General features: G+C 29.4%; 22 protein-coding genes. 6 read left to right on the plus strand and 16 right to left on the minus strand.

The window, feature by feature from the left end:
• Positions 1-19 precede the first annotated feature (19 nt).
• The 5 genes from ACSIGC_RS09805 to tyrS form a co-directional block, all read right to left on the minus strand.
• Positions 20-1,051, minus strand: coding sequence for a transporter (locus ACSIGC_RS09805; protein ID WP_442264647.1), 1,032 nt, complete (start codon positions 1,049-1,051; stop codon positions 20-22).
• 193 nt (positions 1,052-1,244) lie between these two features.
• On the minus strand, positions 1,245-1,613 hold the full coding sequence (locus ACSIGC_RS09810; protein WP_442264648.1) for a hypothetical protein: 369 nt from the start codon (positions 1,611-1,613) through the stop codon (positions 1,245-1,247).
• A 70-nt stretch (positions 1,614-1,683) separates the two neighbouring features.
• The gene (locus ACSIGC_RS09815; protein ID WP_442264649.1) at positions 1,684-2,916 is read right to left on the minus strand and encodes an aspartyl protease family protein; all 1,233 of its coding nucleotides are present in this window, start codon (positions 2,914-2,916) and stop codon (positions 1,684-1,686) included.
• Positions 2,917-2,937: 21 nt separating this feature from the next.
• Positions 2,938-3,456, minus strand: a complete 519-nt coding sequence (locus ACSIGC_RS09820) for a hypothetical protein (protein WP_442264650.1) — start codon at positions 3,454-3,456, stop codon at positions 2,938-2,940.
• Positions 3,457-3,766: 310 nt separating this feature from the next.
• Complete coding sequence (tyrS, locus tag ACSIGC_RS09825; RefSeq protein WP_442264651.1) at positions 3,767-5,071, minus strand: tyrosine--tRNA ligase; 1,305 nt, start codon at positions 5,069-5,071, stop codon at positions 3,767-3,769.
• A 189-nt stretch (positions 5,072-5,260) separates the two neighbouring features.
• Here tyrS and ACSIGC_RS09830 point away from each other — a divergent pair, with 189 nt between their 5' ends.
• Together ACSIGC_RS09830 and ACSIGC_RS09835 are read left to right on the plus strand one after the other, a co-directional pair.
• Positions 5,261-5,872 (plus strand): hypothetical protein, encoded by a 612-nt coding sequence (locus ACSIGC_RS09830; protein ID WP_442264652.1) that lies wholly within the window; start codon positions 5,261-5,263, stop codon positions 5,870-5,872.
• A gap of 68 nt (positions 5,873-5,940) precedes the next feature.
• On the plus strand, positions 5,941-6,945 hold the full coding sequence (locus tag ACSIGC_RS09835; RefSeq protein WP_442264653.1) for an NAD-dependent epimerase/dehydratase family protein: 1,005 nt from the start codon (positions 5,941-5,943) through the stop codon (positions 6,943-6,945).
• Between the two features lie 20 nt (positions 6,946-6,965).
• On the opposite strand, the gene ACSIGC_RS09840 is transcribed toward ACSIGC_RS09835, so the two are convergent.
• The 3 genes from ACSIGC_RS09840 to ACSIGC_RS09850 are packed head-to-tail and all read right to left on the minus strand — an operon-like array spanning position 6,966 to position 9,480.
• Positions 6,966-7,418 (minus strand): DUF4296 domain-containing protein, encoded by a 453-nt coding sequence (locus ACSIGC_RS09840; RefSeq protein ID WP_442264654.1) that lies wholly within the window; start codon positions 7,416-7,418, stop codon positions 6,966-6,968.
• Complete coding sequence (locus tag ACSIGC_RS09845; RefSeq protein ID WP_442264655.1) at positions 7,419-8,759, minus strand: dihydroorotase; 1,341 nt, start codon at positions 8,757-8,759, stop codon at positions 7,419-7,421.
• 1 nt (position 8,760) lies between these two features.
• Positions 8,761-9,480, minus strand: a complete 720-nt coding sequence (locus tag ACSIGC_RS09850) for a polyprenol monophosphomannose synthase (protein WP_442264656.1) — start codon at positions 9,478-9,480, stop codon at positions 8,761-8,763.
• A gap of 82 nt (positions 9,481-9,562) precedes the next feature.
• Here ACSIGC_RS09850 and ACSIGC_RS09855 point away from each other — a divergent pair, with 82 nt between their 5' ends.
• The 4 genes from ACSIGC_RS09855 (at position 9,563) to ACSIGC_RS09870 (ending at position 13,628) form a co-directional block, all read left to right on the plus strand.
• Positions 9,563-10,198 carry a DUF4271 domain-containing protein gene (locus tag ACSIGC_RS09855; protein WP_442264657.1) on the plus strand — a complete coding sequence of 212 codons (636 nt, stop codon included), beginning with the start codon at positions 9,563-9,565 and terminating at the stop codon, positions 10,196-10,198.
• A 10-nt stretch (positions 10,199-10,208) separates the two neighbouring features.
• Positions 10,209-10,955, plus strand: a complete 747-nt coding sequence (locus ACSIGC_RS09860) for a uroporphyrinogen-III synthase (protein ID WP_442264658.1) — start codon at positions 10,209-10,211, stop codon at positions 10,953-10,955.
• 90 nt (positions 10,956-11,045) lie between these two features.
• Positions 11,046-12,419 carry a DUF1800 domain-containing protein gene (locus ACSIGC_RS09865; RefSeq protein WP_442264659.1) on the plus strand — a complete coding sequence of 458 codons (1,374 nt, stop codon included), beginning with the start codon at positions 11,046-11,048 and terminating at the stop codon, positions 12,417-12,419.
• A 12-nt stretch (positions 12,420-12,431) separates the two neighbouring features.
• Complete coding sequence (locus ACSIGC_RS09870) at positions 12,432-13,628, plus strand: DUF1501 domain-containing protein (RefSeq protein WP_442264660.1); 1,197 nt, start codon at positions 12,432-12,434, stop codon at positions 13,626-13,628.
• A 16-nt stretch (positions 13,629-13,644) separates the two neighbouring features.
• On the opposite strand, the gene ACSIGC_RS09875 is transcribed toward ACSIGC_RS09870, so the two are convergent.
• The 8 genes from ACSIGC_RS09875 to panC all read right to left on the minus strand — a co-directional run bounded on the left by ACSIGC_RS09875 (position 13,645) and on the right by panC (position 20,154).
• Entirely contained in the window at positions 13,645-14,265 is a 621-nt protein-coding gene (locus tag ACSIGC_RS09875) for a hypothetical protein (RefSeq protein ID WP_442264661.1), read from the minus strand.
• 2 nt (positions 14,266-14,267) lie between these two features.
• Positions 14,268-15,404: a hypothetical protein gene (locus ACSIGC_RS09880; RefSeq protein WP_442264662.1), complete on the minus strand. Its 1,137-nt coding sequence runs from the start codon at positions 15,402-15,404 to the stop codon at positions 14,268-14,270.
• On the minus strand, positions 15,385-15,903 hold the full coding sequence (locus ACSIGC_RS09885) for a CHASE3 domain-containing protein (RefSeq protein ID WP_442264663.1): 519 nt from the start codon (positions 15,901-15,903) through the stop codon (positions 15,385-15,387). Before ACSIGC_RS09885 ends, ACSIGC_RS09880 begins: the two co-directional genes overlap by 20 nt.
• Positions 15,887-16,432, minus strand: coding sequence for an RNA polymerase sigma factor (locus ACSIGC_RS09890; protein ID WP_442264664.1), 546 nt, complete (start codon positions 16,430-16,432; stop codon positions 15,887-15,889). The genes ACSIGC_RS09885 and ACSIGC_RS09890 overlap by 17 nt, the downstream gene beginning before the upstream one ends.
• 69 nt (positions 16,433-16,501) lie before the next feature.
• Positions 16,502-17,863 (minus strand): DNA repair protein RadA, encoded by a 1,362-nt coding sequence (gene radA, locus ACSIGC_RS09895; protein ID WP_095068911.1) that lies wholly within the window; start codon positions 17,861-17,863, stop codon positions 16,502-16,504.
• A 93-nt stretch (positions 17,864-17,956) separates the two neighbouring features.
• Complete coding sequence (locus tag ACSIGC_RS09900) at positions 17,957-18,907, minus strand: lysylphosphatidylglycerol synthase transmembrane domain-containing protein (RefSeq protein ID WP_442264665.1); 951 nt, start codon at positions 18,905-18,907, stop codon at positions 17,957-17,959.
• A 1-nt stretch (position 18,908) separates the two neighbouring features.
• A complete protein-coding gene (gene panD / locus ACSIGC_RS09905; protein WP_299626280.1) occupies positions 18,909-19,259 on the minus strand; it encodes an aspartate 1-decarboxylase in 351 nt (116 codons plus the stop codon).
• A gap of 43 nt (positions 19,260-19,302) precedes the next feature.
• The gene (gene panC / locus ACSIGC_RS09910; protein ID WP_442264666.1) at positions 19,303-20,154 is read right to left on the minus strand and encodes a pantoate--beta-alanine ligase; all 852 of its coding nucleotides are present in this window, start codon (positions 20,152-20,154) and stop codon (positions 19,303-19,305) included.
• Positions 20,155-20,222 lie beyond the last annotated feature (68 nt).

Consider the following 20,222-nt stretch of genomic DNA (forward strand, 5'->3'; position numbering starts at 1 on the left):
TTCGTTAAGTTTTTGTGGCTTATAATGCGTATTGAAGTCCGAAACTTAATGTCTCTCTTCTCTCTAATTGAATTCCGTTTGGCTTTTGGAATAATGGCTGCGCATATTCGAATCCGAATCGTAAATTTTTAAATCTTCCTTCAGGAATATAAATGTTAAATCCAATTCCTCCATTAATATATTTTCCTCCAGAATTTGCAGTATCTGCAGTAGTTACCATCATTGGATTTAAATTTGGATTTGCTCCATTAATTCGTTCTTCTGCAACTACTTCTCCTCTAACAGAAAAGCTTAACCACTCTGTCGTTTTATATGCAAACCAAGAGTTTAAATTATAACGGTTTCCTAAAGAATAATCGAAATCGTTTCTTCCAAAACGATACAATCCTTTTAACTGTGTTCCCCAAGAGAAGTTATTGGTTTGACCTAAATATGTTAATCCTAAATCTACATCAAAAGTTCCACTACCGATTTGCATTGGATAAGGCAATTGAATTTCGTTTGGAGCAGACATTGGTGTAACATCTTTTGCTTCTAAAGTTCCTGTAGGAATTGATAAACCAACGTTTGCATGTAACGATTGACGATCTTTATTGATGAATTTATATAATGCTCCTATTTTAATATCTCCAAAACCAGAAGAAGCCGTAGAAAATTGATTTGTCATTCCTGTTGGCATACGCATTTGTAAATCCATTTCATTTTGCATGTACATTGCCATAGCCATCACTGTGATTTTATCAGTTACACCGTACATTACTCCGATCATATGCATATCCATTGGCATATTAAGAGGTGTTACCATATAACCACGATCATGAGCAGCTGCATTTGAAATATCTGAAGTTCCATCTAATAAACCTTCCATGCTCATTCTCATATATCTGTAAGAAAACATTACATCTCCTTTTCCGTGATAATGATCTCCCATAACAGAGATTGGCGCATGACCATCAGGTCTTCCTGCTGTCCATAAATTTTCTTTTTCTTGTGCATATGTATTTACCATTGCTATTAACGAAATAGCAACAATCATTAATTTGTTTTTCATCGATTATAATTTTTGACTTCTGAATTTTAAAATTGAATATGTTCAGAAATCTGCATGAATTTTAAGCTTTCACGATATCGGAAAGAATAATAATTCATATTAATGTTTGTTTATTGAGTATAAGTTTCTTGATTGATAGTAATATCAATCTTAAAAAGATGTAAGTTCGTTATCGAACTTCTTAAAAAATAAATTATGCAGTGGGTGGATGAAAAACTGAAGGATGAAATAAAAACTTATAGTTTTTATGATAACCGAAGTTAGCTTCTTGTTTTTTCTGGTAAACATCTCTTTTCTTTACTTCTAATACAGAAACAAAACCTATTGGATATTCTTCCATAGCTATTCGTAAAGAATTGAAATCATCTTCTTGTTGTTGCTTAAGCTTTTTCATTAATTGACATTTACCTTTACAACTAAGTTCTGGTTTGTCTTTGTTAATACATAAAACTTTAGCGATGTAATCGTAGTTAATTGCGTACTCTACAAAAGGAGCTATTGGTCGCAACATTGCAATTAAATACAATAGTACAAAGAAATATGTTGTTAATTTTAACTTCAAAAAAAAGCTTATTTATCGGCTTGCAAAGGTAAATCAGTTTTAAAACAACAGCAATTAAATTTCACTATTTTTACTGAAAAACAGACTCTTTTACTATCATTATTTCTTTAACAGAATTATTATGTTTTATCTTGACTTTTAAAGAATCTGATGTGTTTTTTTTATTTCTATATTCACAAAGTGCTTTTTCAGAATTCATTGATTCTTCGTTGTATGATAAAACCTCTGCATTTAAAGGAATTTTCATTTTATCAGCTGAAGAATTCTCTAGAATACTTTTTACGATCAGTTTATTACTTTCTTCATCGAATTTTGTTCCTAAACCAGTAGATTTCCATATAAAATTCGGAACACTATCATAAGGTTCTAAAATCATTTTCTTTGATTTCCAGCTTAGTGTTGTCTTGTACTTTTTGAAAAAACCTAATCCTAATAAATTAGCTGAAGTTGGAGACATAAGAGCAGGAATTTTTTGAATATTGAATGGCGTTTTTTTGAAATATAAAGAATCTAAAAGTACTAGTTTTTCTGTATCACTAGATTTAGATTCTCCTCCTAAACCTTCTGAACTTCGTCCGAGATATTTTCTGGTTTGTAATTTTAAAGAATCCTTTAACACTGATTTTTCTACTAAAGAAAGCACACCGTTGTTTCCTAAATCTACAATTACTGATTTCGATTTCTTTTCTTTTGATAACTGAATTGATGTTCTGATATGAAAACTATATTTATTCACATGTAATGGAATTTCTATTTTGTTTTCATTGAATTTTAAATTATTTAAAGATTGTGTTATTGTTATTTGCAGATTTTCAAAATCTATTTGCCAATCTACGTTTTTCATGGTTCCATTACCAATTAGACCGTAAATTTCATCAGTACAATTAAAATTAAAGTCGAGTTCTTTAAAATTCAAATTTTCAATACGCATTTGACCAATTTCAATTGCATCTACTTTTTTAACGCTCGCTAGAAAAAAATTGCCTGTTGCTCCTCTACCTATCATTTTTCCGTTTGATTCTAACTCAAACTCATTTGAATGATGTTTAAAAATAAAGTTAGAAGCTCCACTATCTAATATAAAAGGATATGCTTTTTTACTGTTATCAAACTTTACATCAATAAGTATATGCCCGGATGTTGAATAATAAAACGGAATTGTAATAGATTTTTTTTCTCCAAAATATAATTCTCCTTCACTTAACTTTTTCTGTTGTTGCAAAAAATAATATAAACTTATTCCTCCTAAGAGAATAATGATTCCTATTAATGACGATATAATAATTATAATTCTTTTTAGCATCGTGTTTGTTTAGTGGGAAGTTTAAGAGAAATCTGGGCTATAAACTTCATATTCGAATTGAAAATATTCTTCAAGAAAAGCAACTACTTGATTTGCTTTTTCTTCATCATCTAACGAAACCAAAACATCTTTAGTAGTATGTTTTTCATTCAACAACGTTACATCTGATCTTAAATAAGTTAAAGAAGCGTCTGGATTTGCTACTGAAAACCAAGCCATTTTTTGGCTTCGTTTGAATTTTAAAATAGAAACTTTAGATTTCTGATTTAAGTCGACTTTCGTTTTCTGTAATAATTTATCGAACAAGAAAGTTGCTTGATATAAGTTACTGTTTTCCTTCACTATACCCTTTTTTAGAAATACAGAACATATAATGCTTATAAAAACTAAAATAAAAAACATTAAAAGTGCATTAGTTTTAAAATATGACTCTAATGTTGTGATCTTATAAATAATTATCAATACTGGTCCTCCTAAAGAAAGAAGTACATGAAGTTTTTGATGAGTTGTAAACTTACTTTCTAAAATTAATCTTTTCATAGTTGTCTTTTAAATAGCTTTTGATTTCTGTAATAAGTAGATTAATTTCCTCATTTCGTTACAAATAAAATTTTATTTTAATTTATTCTAAATAAATAATTATATTTGCATCGAATTTACAGAAAGTATGATTGTTTTTTACACACCTAAAAAAGAAATAGTTAAGACACTACCTCAAATTAGTGCTTGTAGTACAGCTTGTGCTAGTAACTGTTTAAAACCTAAAAGCAAGTGTTGTAATAAGTATAAGAAAAAAGGCATCAACTGTAAGCGATGCCCTTTAAGTTTTGATATTAAGATAGCTTCTTAATTATTCTATTTTTAATAAGAAATAATTTCTTTTACCTCTCTGAAGAATTACATATTTGTTTGCGACTAAATCATTCGATGTAATCTTGTAATCTTCTTTTACTTTTACTTTATTTACCGCTATCGAGTTTTCTTTTAAAGCTCTTCTAGCATCTCCATTCGATTTTAGGAATTGTGTTTTTGCTGCTAATGCACCAATCATATCTAATCCAGCTTCAATTTCAGCTTTCTCGATAATCGCTTGAGGTACACCTTCAAAAATATCTAAAAACGTTTGTTCATCTAAACCTTTTAAATCTTCATCTGTAGATTTCCCAAATAAAATATTAGAAGCAGCAATTGCTTTATCTAATTCTTCTTTAGAGTGTACAAAAGTAGTAACCTCTTCTGCTAATTTCTTTTGTAAAGCTCTTTGGTGTGGAGCTTCTTTATGTTCTTCTATTAAATTATCAATCGTTTCTTTATCTAAAAACGTAAAAATTTTAATATACTTTTCAGCATCTACATCTGTAGTATTTAACCAAAATTGGTAAAACTTGTATACTGAAGTTTTACTTGCATCTAACCAAACATTTCCACCTTCAGTTTTACCGAATTTAGAACCATCTGCTTTTGTAATTAATGGACAAGTCATCGCAAATGCTTTTGCATCTTCTCCTGGATTCATTCTTCTTACTAGCTCAGTTCCTGTAGTAATGTTCCCCCATTGATCTGAACCTCCCATTTGTAAAGCACATTTATATGTTTTATGTAAATGGTAAAAATCATATCCTTGAATTAATTGATAAGTAAATTCAGTAAATGACATTCCACTACCAGCTTCACCAGAAATTCTCTTTTTTACAGAATCTTTAGCCATCATATAGTTTACAGTAATTCTCTTACCTACGTCTCTAGCAAATTCAATAAAAGAAAAATCTTTCATCCAATCGTAATTATTCACTAAAACTGGAGCATTTTCTTTTTCACTATTAAAATCTAAAAAACGTGCTAAAGTTGCTTTAATACCTGCAACATTCTTTGCTAACGTTTCTTCATTTAGTAAATTTCTTTCATCAGATTTACCAGAAGGATCACCAATCATTCCTGTAGCCCCACCAACTAAAGCAATAGGCTTATGTCCTGCTTTTTCTAAATGTACTAATAATATAATAGGTACTAAACTTCCTATATGAAGTGAATCTGAAGTAGGATCGAACCCAATATAGGCACTAGTCATCTCCTTTTGAAGTTGTTCTTCTGTTCCTGGCATAATATCGTGGATCATTCCACGCCACTCTAGTTCTTTTACTAAATTTTCAGTCATTGGTGTAAATTACTTTGAAAAGACAAATATACCATTTACAAAATTTTAATTTCATAAGAATCTTTAGAAACCATTGTATTAATTTATGTTTTTAAACCTTAAGAAAAAATTAATGTTTCTTTTATGTGACTTCTTCTATTTTTTATTGTCTAAAAATTAAATTTGATAACTTAAATAAAATTTAGAGAAATGAAAAACATACTTAAATTCCCGTTATTTTTAGCTTTAATTACGAATTTATTTATTTTGACAAGCTGTGGTAGTGAAGAAGTTATTGACCCAGAGCCAGTTGATCCACCAGCGGCAGTAACTACATATTCTGCTAGATTATTAGCAGCTCCATTAGGTGATGAAACTTCATCTACATTTATGACTTTTTACAACAATAGTATTCATAAAATTAGTGAGGCTTCTACAACAGGTAGTTCTTGGGATTTTGGTTATTTTTATGGAACTACAAGAAAAGCTTCTTTTGCTTCTGTAAAAAATTATCCAACTGATGTTTTTAATTTAACAGCTATTGCTGATGCAGATAAAAAAGAATGTTTCTTTGCAAAATCTACTGTTTTAACAACAGCTGATTTTGATGCAATCTCTTTAGAATCTGAATTAAATAGTATTGTAAAACCAACAACACAATCTGTTACTGAATTAAGCGTTGGTGATATCATTGAGTTCCAAGATTCTTACGAGAATAAAGGACTTATTAAAATTACTAGAATTGTAGAAGGCAATGGATCGAATGGACAAATAGAATTTGATGTTAAAATTCAAATAAATAATATTCCTGTTCAATCATAACAACAAATCATTATAAAATTTAAAGGTTGCTTTTAGGCAACCTTTTTTTTTATCCATATTTTTGAATTATGATTTTAGTTACTGGAGGAACAGGTTTGGTAGGATCTCATTTATTATATTTTCTTTCAACAGAAAATGATAATATCACTGCTATTTATAGATCAGAAGAAAAGATAGCTACTACTAAAAAAGTATTTTCTTATTACACTGAAAACCATAATGAATTATTTAAAAAAATTCATTGGATTGAGGCAGATATTACAGATATCCCTTCTCTAGAAAAAGTATTCTCAAAATCTTACACCTATGTTTATCATTGTGCTGCGTTAGTTTCTTTTGATCCAAAAGATTATCAGCAAATGAGAAAAGTAAACATTGAAGGAACTGCTAACTTGGTTAACTTTTCAATAGATAATAACATATATAAATTTTGCTTTGTTAGCTCTATAGCTGCTGTTGGAGATGCTATTAATAATGGAACTGTTGATGAAGAAAACGAATGGATTGATACAAAAGATAAACACGGATACGCTATTACAAAATATGGGGCAGAAATGGAAGTTTGGAGAGGAAGCCAAGAAGACATGGATGTTGTAATTGTAAATCCTGGTGTTATTTTAGGAAGCGGTTTTTATACAGAAGGATCTGGTAAAATGTTTAGCCAAGTACATAAAGGATTAAAATTTTACACTGAAGGCGTTACTGGCTTTGTTGGTGTAAAAGATGTTGCTAAAGCCTTAATAAAACTAGCTAATTCAGAGATAATAAACGAACGTTTTATTTTAGTTTCAGAAAATAAATCTTTTAAAGAAATTTTTCAAAGCATCGCTACCAATTTTAAGGTTAAAAAACCTAGTATTAGAATTAACCCATTTGTAACTTCTATTGCTTGGAGAATAGACTGGTTACTTACTTTACTCACAAGAAAACAACCTTTTTTAACAAAAAACTCTGCTCGTTCGGCTCATAACAAGGAATACTACAGTTCTAAAAAGATTATGAATAATTTAGATTTCAGATTTGAACCTATTGAAAAAGTAATTGAAGATGTTTGTAATGACTATTTGAAATAATGACAGTTTGAATTAAAGATTTACTCATCTTCATTTTGAACTTTCGTGCTATCTTTTTTAATCTTGACTCCTTTTTTAACTTCAATTGAATCATTAATCTTCAACTTACTTTTCTTGATTGAATCTCTTTTATTTTTCTCAAATTGATACACACTTGCCTTAGCTTCTAAACTTCTCCTTACATCTTTGAGTAGTTTGTCATACTCATCGATTTTAGAAGTATAAAATGTGTTACTTTGTTCAAAACGAAGACTATCTATTTTATATTTATCATACACTAACTGCATATAATTTAAATCTCTTTTTTGATCTAAATTTTTTATTGGCTTTGCAGCAGCAGCAATATGCATATCAGTTAGTAAAGAAACCATAGAATCTCTAGGAATTAAATTATCAGGTTCCTTATATATTGTGTTTCCTGTACACGCTAAACACAAACTAATATATAAAACAAATAGAATTAAGTTTTTCATTTACCTTTCAAACAATAAACGTTGACCTTTAATTTCTTCATTAAACACACCATTATCATACATTAAATTACCGTTTACAAACGTATGCGTTATTTTAGATGATAACGTAACTCCTTCAAAAGGAGACCAACCACATTTATACAATACATTATCTCTAGAAACTTCCCAAGGATCATTAGGATCTACAAGTACAATATCTGCGTAATAACCTTCTTTAATATAACCTCTTTTTTCAACTTGAAAAAGAATAGCAGGATTATGACACATTTTTTCTACAACTTTTTCTATTGAAATTACTCCCTCTTTTACTTTTTCAAAAAGAGCAACTACTGCATGCTGAGCTAATGGTCCACCACTTGGAGCTTTTGTGTATACATTTGCTTTTTCCTCTAGAGTATGAGGCGCGTGATCTGTGGCAATTACATCAATTCTATCATCTAATAAAGCTTTCCAAAGTCCGTCTTTATCTTGTTGCGTTTTTACCGCAGGATTCCATTTAATGTGTGTTCCCTTTCTATCATAGTCTGCATCTGTAAACCATAAATGATGTATACATACTTCAGCAGTAATTTTCTTATCTTTTAAAGGAATATCATTTCTAAAAAGCTCTGTTTCTTTAGCTGTTGATAAATGAAAAACATGTAATCTTGCACCTGTTTTCTTTGCTAATTCAATAGCTTTTGATGATGATAAATAACAGGCTTCTTCACTTCTAATAATTGGATGAAATTTTACTGGAATATCATCTCCATATTTTTCTTTAAACTCAGCAGTATTTTTTCTAATTGTACCCTCATCTTCACAGTGTACAGAAATTACCATATCTGTTGATGAAAATATTTTTTCTAAAACCTCTTCATTATCTACCAACATATTTCCTGTTGAAGAACCTAAGAATAATTTAATTCCAGCAACATTTCTAGGATTTGTTTTTAATAACTCTTCAAGGTTATCATTTGTTCCTCCAAACATAAACGAGTAATTTGCATATGAAGTTTTACTCGCTATCTCGAATTTATCTTCTAATAGTTCTTGCGTTGTAGCTTGAGGAGATGTATTTGGCATTTCTATAAAAGAAGTAATACCTCCAGCTACAGCTGCTTTACTTTCTGTGGCTATATTCGCTTTATGAGTTAATCCTGGCTCACGAAAATGAACTTGATCATCAATCATACCTGGAATTAAATATTTTCCTTTAGCATCAATTATAATTTCATCTCCCGATGGCGTTATACTTTCAGCAATCTTAGCAATAAGTTCATCTTTTACTAATACATCACCTATAAACACTTGGTTTTCGTTTACAATTTTTGCGTTTTGGATTAAGTATGATTTTTTCATTTTATTTTGGTAAGCCTTTTAATCTCATTTTTATTACTCCAAATAAAGCTTCAGAAACAATTCCTCCACTCATTTTAGATTCTCCTAAAGTTCTATCTGTAAAAATCACAGATACTTCGTTGATTTTAAATTTATGTTTCCATGCTTTGTATTTCATTTCTATTTGAAAAGCATATCCTACAAATTTAATTTTGTCAAGTTTTATCGTTTCTAACACATTTCTCGACCAGCAAACGAAACCAGCTGTAGTGTCGTGAACAGGAATTCCTGTTACAAATCTCACATATTTAGATGCAAAGTAAGAAAGTAACACTCTATTCATTGGCCAATTTACCACATTAACTCCTACAGAATAACGTGAACCTACTGCAACATCTCCACCATCTATAGCACAAGAATTATACAATCGAATTAAATCTTTTGGATCATGAGAAAAATCTGCATCCATTTCAATTAAATACTTGTAATCTTTTGCTAATCCCCATTTAAAACCATGAATATAAGCAGTTCCTAATCCATTTTTCCCTTCTCGTTTCTCTATAAATAATTGATTTGGGAACTCAGGCTTTAAACTTTCAACTATGGTGGCTGTTCCATCTGGAGAATTATCATCTACAACTAGAATATCGAAAACTTTTTCTTGATCGAAAGTAGCTCTTATGATCGCTTCGATATTTTCTTTCTCATTATAAGTCGGGATTATGACTAGTGTGTCAGACATCAAACTTTATTTCGTTAAAAACTTGGACAAAGATAAACTAATTTATTACTAATTTTGTGTTAATTGAACTTCTTAAACCTTTATGGAAATATTAGAACGAAATTTTGTATCAACAGACTGGATTACTTTAGTATTTTTAGCTAGTCTGGTGATGATCGCACTAATGAAGCTATATAAACCTCAATTACTCTTAGGCTATACTATTGCATTTTTCTCTCAAGGTTTTATAGAAAGCCGTTCAGATAAGAATCCATCCATTTTTTCTATTTTTCATGTATTAATATTCTTATTTAGTTTACTTATATTTTCACTTTCCATACATTTATTACTGGTCAATAATTTTACTTATTTTAAGTTTTCTTTTTTATATACTTTTTCCTTTGTTAGTGCATTTATTTTAATAAAATACACTTTAGTAAAGCTTATTGTTTTAACATTAAATATAGAAGACGATACTCGCTATTTTTTATTCTCAAAGACAGGATATTTGTACGCAATTAGTTTATGGTTATTTCCCGTTTTAATATTATACCAATATTGGTATTCAAATAGTAAAATTTTAATTATTTATATGCTTTTACTATTGGGATTTAGGATGTTTTTGATTGCAAAAAACAACAAAAAGCTGATTTTTAATCACTTCTTCTATTTTATTTTGTACTTTTGCACCCTCGAATTAGCTCCTTTGCTAATAATTTATAAAACAACAACTATATAAAGAAAGTTTTATGAAAGTGAAAACGATTTTAGTGTCTCAACCAGCACCAAAAACAGAGACATCACCTTATTTTGACTTAGCTGAAAAACAAAAAGTAAAAGTTGACTTTCGTTCATTTATTCATGTAGAAGGAATTCCTGTAAAAGAAGTAAGAGCTCAAAAAATTGACCTAAGTAACTTTACAGCTATTATTCTAACAAGTAGAAATGCAGTTGATAATTTCTTTAGAATTGCTGAAGAAATGCGTTTTACTGTACCAGATAGTATGAAATATTTTTGTCAATCTGAAGCTGTTGCTTATTACTTGCAAAAATACGTGGTTTACCGAAAACGTAAAATCTATGTTGGTACTAGAACTTTTCCTGAATTATGTAAATTAATTAAAAAACATAAGGATGAGAAATTTTTATTACCGTCTTCAGATAAATTGAAATCATTAATTCCAGATGAATTAGATAAGCTAGGTGTAAATTGGAAGAGAGCTGATTTATACAGAACTGTAGTAAGTGATTTATCTGACTTAGAAAATGTTTTCTATGATGTATTAGTTTTCTTTAGTCCTTCAGGTATTGATAGTTTATTTGAAAATTTCCCTGATTTTAAACAAAACAATACCAGAATTGCTGTATTTGGAAACTCAACAATTAAAGCTGTAGAAGCACGTGGTTTAAGAGTAGATATTTCTGCTCCAACTCCTGAAACACCTTCTATGACAATGGCTTTAGAAAAATATATTAAAGAAGTAAACAAGAAATAATTTTACTTTAAAACAATATTGAAAACCTCGCTAAATTTAGCGAGGTTTTTTTTGTATTAAACCTTCTTTCTACAATAAAGTCTTAATAATATGAAAACAAATCATATACTTCACCTTTATCATAGAATTGGTTTTGGTATACAACCTGAAGAAATTAAAACACTTCAAACTAAAGAAAAAGTTGAAGTGATTCATGATATTTTTCAAGCTTCAAAAAAAACTACTCCTTTATATATCGACACTAGTTTCTTAGATAACCTTGAATTAAAAGATCTTAAAAACAAAAAACAGAGACAAAAATTAATGAAGGTGAGTCGAAAAAAAATACGTGAATTAAATAGTATTTGGATCGATCGTTTAAATAAACCTTCAGAAGTTTTAAGAGAAAAAATGACCTTGTTTTGGGCAAATCATTTCGTTTGTGAAGACAAAAATATTTTACACGTTTTACAGTACAACAACACACTAAGAAAATATGCACTAGGCGACTTTAGAGCTTTTGTAAAAGCTATTTCTAAAGAAGCGGCCATGTTAAAATATTTAAACAACAAACAAAATAAAAAAGACAGTCCGAATGAAAACTTTGCTAGAGAGTTATTAGAACTCTTCACATTAGGTCAAGGAAATTATACAGAAACTGATATTAAAGAAGCCGCTAGAGCTTTCACAGGATATAATCATGATTTTAAAGGCAACTTTAAATTAAGAAAACGAAAACATGATTATAACGAAAAAACCTTTTTAGGTGAAACAGGAAACTTTTTTGGCGACGACATTATCGATATTGTTTTAAGCAAAAAACAATGTGCACGTTTTATCTGCAAGAAAATCTACAGTTATTTTGTAAATGATAAACTAGATAATGATAGAATAGAAGAACTAACAACTATTTTCTTTACAGACTACAATATTGAAAACTTGATGAAATATATTCTTTCATCGGATTGGTTTTATGACGAAACAAATATTGGAACGAAAATTAAATCTCCAATAGAATTAATTGTAGGCACTCATCACATTGTTCCGTTTACATTTCAAAAAGAAAAACAGAAAATCCTTATTCAGAAATTATTAGGTCAGATTTTATTATTACCTCCAAATGTTTCTGGTTGGAAAGGCGGACAAAGTTGGATAGATAGCAATACTATTGTGACTCGACTTCGTTTGGCTTCAGTGCTATTAAATAATGCTGAAATCACATATTCTGACAAAGATGATTTTAAAGCTGTAATTACTGATTTCAAAAAAAGGAAACAAAAACATAAAACTTTTATAAAAACAACTACCGATTGGGAGAACTTTGAAAAAAAATACAGTAACATTTCTAATGAAGAACTTGTTGATGTATTAATTACAGCTCCAATAAGTAACGGAACCAAAGAATTATTGAAGCAATACTACAAGCTACCTAAAAAGGAGTTTTGTATTCAATTACTATCACTTCCAGAGTTTCAATTATGTTAAAATAGTAAGATCATGAAAAGAAGAAATTTTATTAAAAGAACATCGCTAGTTACAGGTGGAGCTTTTTTAGTACCTCAGTTTTTAAAAGCTTTTGAAACGACACTTTCTAAAGTGAATTCTTACAAAAAAGTAGTTATTATTCAATTGAAAGGCGGAAATGATGGATTAAACACTATTGTTCCGTTTAGAAATGATCTTTACTATCAAAACAGAGGAAACATTGCACTTCAGAAAAATCAATTATTACAATTGAATGGTGAAGTAGGTTTTCATCCGAGTTTAGCTCCTTTACAAAGTTTATTTGATGATGGACATATATCGATTATTAATAATGTAGGCTATCCAAATCCGAATCGATCACATTTTAGGTCAACAGATATTTGGCAAACGGCTAGTGATAGTAATGAATATTTACAGTCGGGTTGGGTTGGTCGTTTTTTAGATGTTACAAACTCAAAACCATATCGTGCTATAGAAGTAGATGAAAGTCTTTCTTTACTGTTGAAAGGAAATCATCAAAACGGACTGGCAATTACAAATCCGAAGTTATTTCATCGTTTGTTAAACCAGCCTTTTTTTGATAATGTTTTCAATAATTATACAAATGACAAACATTTAAGTGAGCACAATTTAGGCTATTTGTATAATACTATGATTGACGCTAAATCTTCGGCTTCATATATTTATGAAAAAACAAAAACACAATCGTCTTCTGTAGATTATCCTAAAAATGCATTCGGAAAGCAGTTAAAAACAATTTCTGAGTTTATTTCTTCTGGAATAGATACACAAATTTACTACGCTGGTTTAACTGGATTTGACACGCATGCGAATCAAAAAAATAGACAAGCGCGATTATTAAAAGTGTATGCTGAAAGTATTGATACTTTTGTAAAAGATTTAAAACGTAACAATACATTTGATGATACATTAATTCTTACGTTCTCTGAATTTGGTAGACGTGTAAAACAAAATGGCTCTAACGGAACCGATCATGGAACTGCAAATAATGTATTTGTGATTGGAAAAAACTTAAAGAAAAACGGGATGTACAATAATCTTCCTAATTTGGGTGATTTGGACGATAATGGAGATTTAAAATACACTGTAGACTTTAGAGAAGTGTATGCCACAATTTTAGATAAATGGTTAGCGATTGACAATGCTAAAGTTTTAAATAAAAACTTTTCTAACCTTGATTTTATTTAAAGTCAAGGTTAGAAATTTATTCGAATTTCATTTCAAAAATGAGATAATGTTTTATTCCAAACTTCTTCCCCCAGTTCTCAATATCTTTCCCGTTTGTTCCAACTTCACACCAAGATTTAGATCCGTCTGATCTTTCATAAGGCAGAATATAAGCTAGTAAATAAAACTTTTTATTATAGCTGATTTCCATTTTACTTTCATCAACCATGTTTCTTAAACTATATAAATCAGAATCTATAGCTTTATACTCTTTGGTTATTCCAAATCTTGGAAACTTAAAATTTAGTTTTAATTTCTTTTTAGAAGTTAACTTTGAAATCACTTTAAGTTTTAAAACAGAATCATTTACTTTTTGTAATCTTTTTACCCCTATTTTCTCACTGTTAAACACTACAGCATCATTAACAATTTTCCCATCCCAGATTTCTTTTACATACAATTTATAGCTTTTATTTGTAAGCTCTTTACCTACAAATTTTAGTTTTAAATAATTAATTCCTTCGAATCTTAAAATATCGTTTAATTCTTTATTTTCTGAACCATATTCAGAAATTAATTTTAAATCATTTTTTGATTTTTGGGCTTGAATTTGACACGTAAAACCCAACAATAATAATAACTTTAACAGCTTCTTCATATTTATTTATTTTTCACATTTAATGATGTTGGATAATGAAATTTCGTATGCACAATATCAAATTGAATATCTCCAGTAGATTCTTTTATATTTTTTATTCTTTTTTCCATCATTTTACTCTTTTTACCTGCTTTAGAAGGCTGACTTACAATTGTATCTGTATCAAAAAAATAAGTAGCATCGTGACCATAACAAAGCATTGTATACTCTAATTTTGGTTCAAAAAAATAAACTTCAGAATATTCTCCTTTAAAATTGAACTTTTTAAAACGATCTGCGAAATTGTACAAGTACACTCTACTATTAAAATCTTTAATATCATTATACTCTCCAACTTCTCCTATTTCAACTTTTGTATACTCAGCAATTAAATTCGAATTAGCAATTCCCCCAATTAAAATATTTGTTGTACTCCTTCCTATAATAATACTACTATCAACTTCTCCTAAAAACACACTTCCATTCCAACAGGTAATCTTAGATTTAGTTAATTTCGATATGTTTAAATATCCACCATCAGTAAACAAATTCAAGTTTTTCAACTCTAATTCACCAAAATTAAACCTGCATTCTTTTGCTGTTATATTTAAATTACCCAACAAATTTTCAGGAATATATATGGTAAAAAAACTTTTTAAATACTTTACTTTTTTTGATTTCGCTAGTTTCTCTCTTAATTTATAGTATTCTGAATACTGTTTAAAAAAACCATTGTGCCCTTTAATAATTTCAATTTTAGTTTTTCTTTTTGCATTAAACTTGACGTATTTTTTCATTGTTGAGTGCAAGAGTTTTGACAAATCTCCCCCAGTAATTCTTTCATCTGAAAACATTTGTCTTTTAGCAATTTCTTCCTTACTCTTAATTGAAAATGATAATTTATCATTGAAAATATTTTGTTCGAATTTTATTTGATTAATAAATGCTTCTTTCTCCTTTTCTGAAAAATTATCTAATTCTAATTTAAAATCTAAATGCACTTTTTCATCCTTAGATTTTCTGATATCTAAAGCTATATTCTCAAAATGTAAATCCAAACTTTTAAAATTCTCTACATTAATACTTTTATCGAAAACTATTTCCTTTTGAGCATACACAAAACTGCTCAGAAAAATCAAACTAAATAACAATCGTTTCATAGGTAACTTTTTTTTGTTTTAAACTTTTTATATGCTCTTGAATATCTTTTAATGTTTGTAATCTTTTTTGAAGATTTGATATTAAAGCTTCTAACACATTAATATCATTGGGGTTTTCATTCAACTTAGATGACAACACTTTATAATCTGCTGATAATTCCTTTAATTTCTCATCGTATTTCTCTATCAACTTTTCGTCATTTGTTAGCTCTAAGAAATTATTCCATTCTGTATTAATATTCTTTAAATATTCTGTTTCTATTTGCTGAACATGTAATAATAATTGCTGATTTTTCTCATCAATTTTATTCTTTGGAAGAAACAGATACACAGAAATTAAAACAACTAGCGAAGCCACGAAGCCAATGATTTTTTTGAAAGGAAATTTTCTCTTTTCGTTAGTTACTTTAAGTTTTTCTAAAAATTCAATTCTATGATTTTCAGGCAACTCTTTTTCGAGTTCATCTTCTTTAAAAAGTTCTCTAATATCTCGTTTCATTGAAATGCTTTTTTAATAATTCTCTTAACTGTAATTTACCTCTTCTCAATTGTGTTCGAGAAGTTTTCACTTCGATTCCTAAAATTTGAGAAATTTCAGAATGATCGTAACCTTCTAACAGATATAATTTCACTACCAATTGATATTTTTCACTCAATTGATCTATTGCTTGTAAAATTTCTTGTTTTGTAATTTGCGTATCAAACAACCAATCTTCATCATCAACAATTTCTAATTGAACCTGTTCAATAGAACTTGTTTCTATTTTTTTCTTTTTTAATTGATCAATACATTGATTGATAATTATTCGCTTTAACCAAGCTCCAAAAGTTTTGTCTTTTTTAAATGTTTGAATATTTAAAAACGCTTTTAGAAATCCTTCTTGCACAGCTTCTTTAGCTTCTTCATCTGACAAGTATCTGCATGCAACAGTAAACATGGCATTACAATACTTATCATAAATATGCATTTGGGCTTTTCTATTGCCTCTTTTACATTGATATATTAATATGTCGATTTGTTTAGACACGTATTCGATTAGGTTGATTTACCCTTAATAACGAAGAAAAAAATAAAGGGTTTCAACAAAGTAAAAAAATTATGCAAACAATGTAGCAAAAGCGTCTTCTATCTTACCCACTAAAATGAGTTTAATCGAATGATTTTTAGATGTAATCTTATTGTATTTTGAAGTTACAAATGTTTTATACCCTAGCTTTTCTGCTTCAACTATACGTTGATCGATTTTAGAAACAGGACGAATTTCTCCTGCTAAACCTACTTCTGCAGCGAAACATACATCTGGATTAATTGCAATATCTTGATTTGAAGAAAGAATTGCCGCCACAACAGCTAAATCTATTGCAGGATCGTCGATATAAATACCTCCAGTTACGTTTAAAAACACATCTTTTGCACCAAGTTTAAATCCAGCTCTTTTTTCTAAAACAGCCAGAATCATGTGTAAACGTTTTAAATTATAACCCGTAGTAGATCTTTGTGGAGTTCCATAAACTGCAGTACTTACTAAAGCTTGAATTTCTATCATTAACGGACGAACACCTTCTAAAGTTGAAGCAATTGCTGTTCCACTTAAATCAGTGTCTTTTTCTGAAATTAAAATCTCTGACGGATTTTTAACTTCACGTAAACCGTCTGATAACATTTCATAAATTCCTAATTCTGCTGTAGAACCAAATCTATTTTTTTGAGAACGTAAAATTCTATAGGTATGATTTCTGTCTCCTTCAAACTGAAGTACAACATCTACCATATGTTCTAAGATTTTTGGTCCCGCTATATTTCCGTCTTTATTAATGTGTCCGATTAATAGAACTGGTGTATTTGTTTCTTTTGCAAATTTGATCAACTCAGCTGAAGTTTCTTTAATTTGAGAAATACTTCCCGGTGAAGCTTCAATATTATTCGTGTATAATGTTTGGATAGAATCTATGACTAAAACATCAGGTTGAACTTCTTCAACATTTCTGAAGATTTGTTGTGTATTTGTTTCTGTTAAAATCAAGCAATTTGAATCTTCATTTTGCAAACGCTCAGCTCGCATTTTAATTTGCGATTGACTTTCTTCTCCAGAAACATACAATACCTTCTGCGGAATTTGTAAAGCAACTTGTAGTAGTAATGTTGATTTACCAATTCCTGGTTCACCTCCTAATAACGTGATAGAACCTTTTACTAATCCGCCACCTAAAACTACATCTAACTCATTGTTTCGAGTAATAATTCGCTCTTCTGTATTCAATTCAATTTCTTGAATTCTTCTAGGTTTAGAAACAACTTTTTGTGTATTTGAAGGAGTTTTCCAGTTTCTTTTTTCTTCCTTTTGGATTACTTCTTCTACAACTGTATTCCATTGTTTACAATTCGGACATTGTCCTACCCATTGCGCGTGTTGCGCTCCACAATTCTGACAGAAAAAAGTTGTTTTTGTTTTTGGCATGAAATCGATTATACTTGAACAATATCAAAACTAATACATTTATTATTCCTTAACAAGGACTCATGTAATTAGTAATAAACTTCTTATAAAAAACTATTTTGCTTTGTTATAAATAGGTAATAATAAAAAAGCTAGTCCGCCAAATACTACAATCATTAAAGTCTGTGCAGTCCACATTATCCAACCGAAAGCTTCACTAGGATCTTTTTCAACACCAAATAACATAAATGCACCAGCTACAGCTATAGGATATAATCCTATTCCTCCATTGGTAGCTGCAATGCTAAATCCACCTGCAATAAAACCGATTAAAACTGCTCCAAAAGGAACTTGTAAGCCCTCTATTGAAGGAATGGTTATCCAAAACATTGCAACATACATTACCCAGATAAATACAGTATGAAAAATAAATGCCCATTTATTTTTCATCTTGAAAATACTAGTAGCGCCTTCTATTAATCCGTTGACAAAGTTTTTGATTTTTAATCCAATTCCTGAGTTTGCTTTCTTTACATATCTAGTAAAAATTAAAAAACCAACAATTAGTCCGGCTAAAAGAATAATAATTTTAATTGGATTAAAGTTCTTCGTTAATAAATTGTAAATGAAATCAAATTGAACAAATAAAGTGATTGCAATAACTATGAGCATCATTAATAAATCTGCCATTCGTTCTGCAACGATAGTTCCAAATCCTTTTTCAAAAGGTATATCTTCGTAATTTGTCATGACTAAAGCACGAGAAACTTCACCAGCTCTTGGTACGGCTAAATTTACCAAATAAGCAATAATAACTGCCATGGTACTGTTTCCGAAATCTGGTTTATACCCCATTGGCTGTAACAAAAACTTCCAACGATAGGCTCTAGACAAATGACTTAAAACTCCAAAAAACAACCCTAATACAATCCAACCATAATTAGCTGATTTTATATAACCTATCATTTTTTCTTTATCCATTCCCGACAAAGAATACCATACTAAAATACCTCCCAAAATGAGAGGTAAAATTATTTTTAAAATTTTCTTTTGTGAAGTACTCAAACTACTCTAATAAATTTGTTTCCTCATTGGGAAATACTAATTGAGGTTTAAACTTTTTTGCTTCTTCTAACTCTAAGAATCCATAAACTATTAGAATTAGAATATCTCCTTTTTGAACTCTTCTAGCAGCTGCTCCATTTAATGTGATTTCACCACTTTTTCTTGGTCCTGGAATAGCGTAAGTTTCTAAACGCTCTCCGTTATTATTGTTTACGATTTGAACTCTTTCTCCTTCTATAATTCCAGCGGCATCCATTAAATCTTCATCTATAGTGATGCTCCCGATATAATTTAAATCTGCACCTGTTACTTTAACTCGGTGAATTTTAGATTTTACAACTTGTACTAACATGCGACAAAAATACTGTTTTTAAGGAATTTATTCTTTAATTATTTTAATTGTTTTTGAATCGGACATTGTCTATCAATCTAATTTCTCCAGCAAATACGGCAATAAATGCACGGTATCTTTTTGTAGCATCAAAATTTTCAGCAGTTTGTAAAGTTTTTTCTTCAGCTATAATAAAATACTCTAATTCTAGAAGTGGATGTTTTTTAAATTGATTCTCTACCCATTTCGTTATTTCCGTTACATTTTTTGTGCCAATTTTTTTTCTAGCTTTTTTTAACGTTTTATGAATAAAAGGTGCAGCCTCTCTGTGTTCAGGAGTTAACCTTGTATTTCTAGAACTCATTGCTAAACCATCTTTTTCTCTAAAAATTGGCATTCCTTTTATTTTGATCGGAAGATTTAACTTCTCCACCATTTTTTTAATGATTTGAAGTTGTTGAAAATCTTTCTTTCCAAAGTACGCAACATTTGGTTCTATGATTTCAAACAAAGCTTTAACGATAGTTCCTACACCATCAAAATGTCCATCTCTAAATTTCCCTTCCATTTGATGTTCTAATCCATCAAAATCAAAAGGCTCAGAATTCACATTATCCCCATAAATTTCACTAACAGCAGGCACAAATACAGCATCACAATTTACACTTTCTAATAGTTCAGCATCTTTCTCAAACGTTTTCGGGTAATTATCTAAATCTTCTTTTTTGTCAAATTGTGTAGGGTTTACAAAAATACTCACAATTGTAATATCATTTTTCTGTATCGCTCTCTTTACCAAAGATAAATGTCCTTTGTGGAGCGCTCCCATTGTAGGCACAAATCCGATTGAATTTCCTTCTTGTTTTTTTTGTGAAATATAGCTTTTTAAATCTGATTTAGACTTGAATATTTTCATGTGTAAAATTATTAGAACAAGAGCAAAATTAGCAATTTAACAGGATTTTAGCATAAAATTTCGTAGTT

Origin of the sequence: Tenacibaculum aquaeponti, assembly GCF_052084715.1 — a bacterium.
In the GTDB taxonomy this organism is placed as follows: domain Bacteria; phylum Bacteroidota; class Bacteroidia; order Flavobacteriales; family Flavobacteriaceae; genus Polaribacter.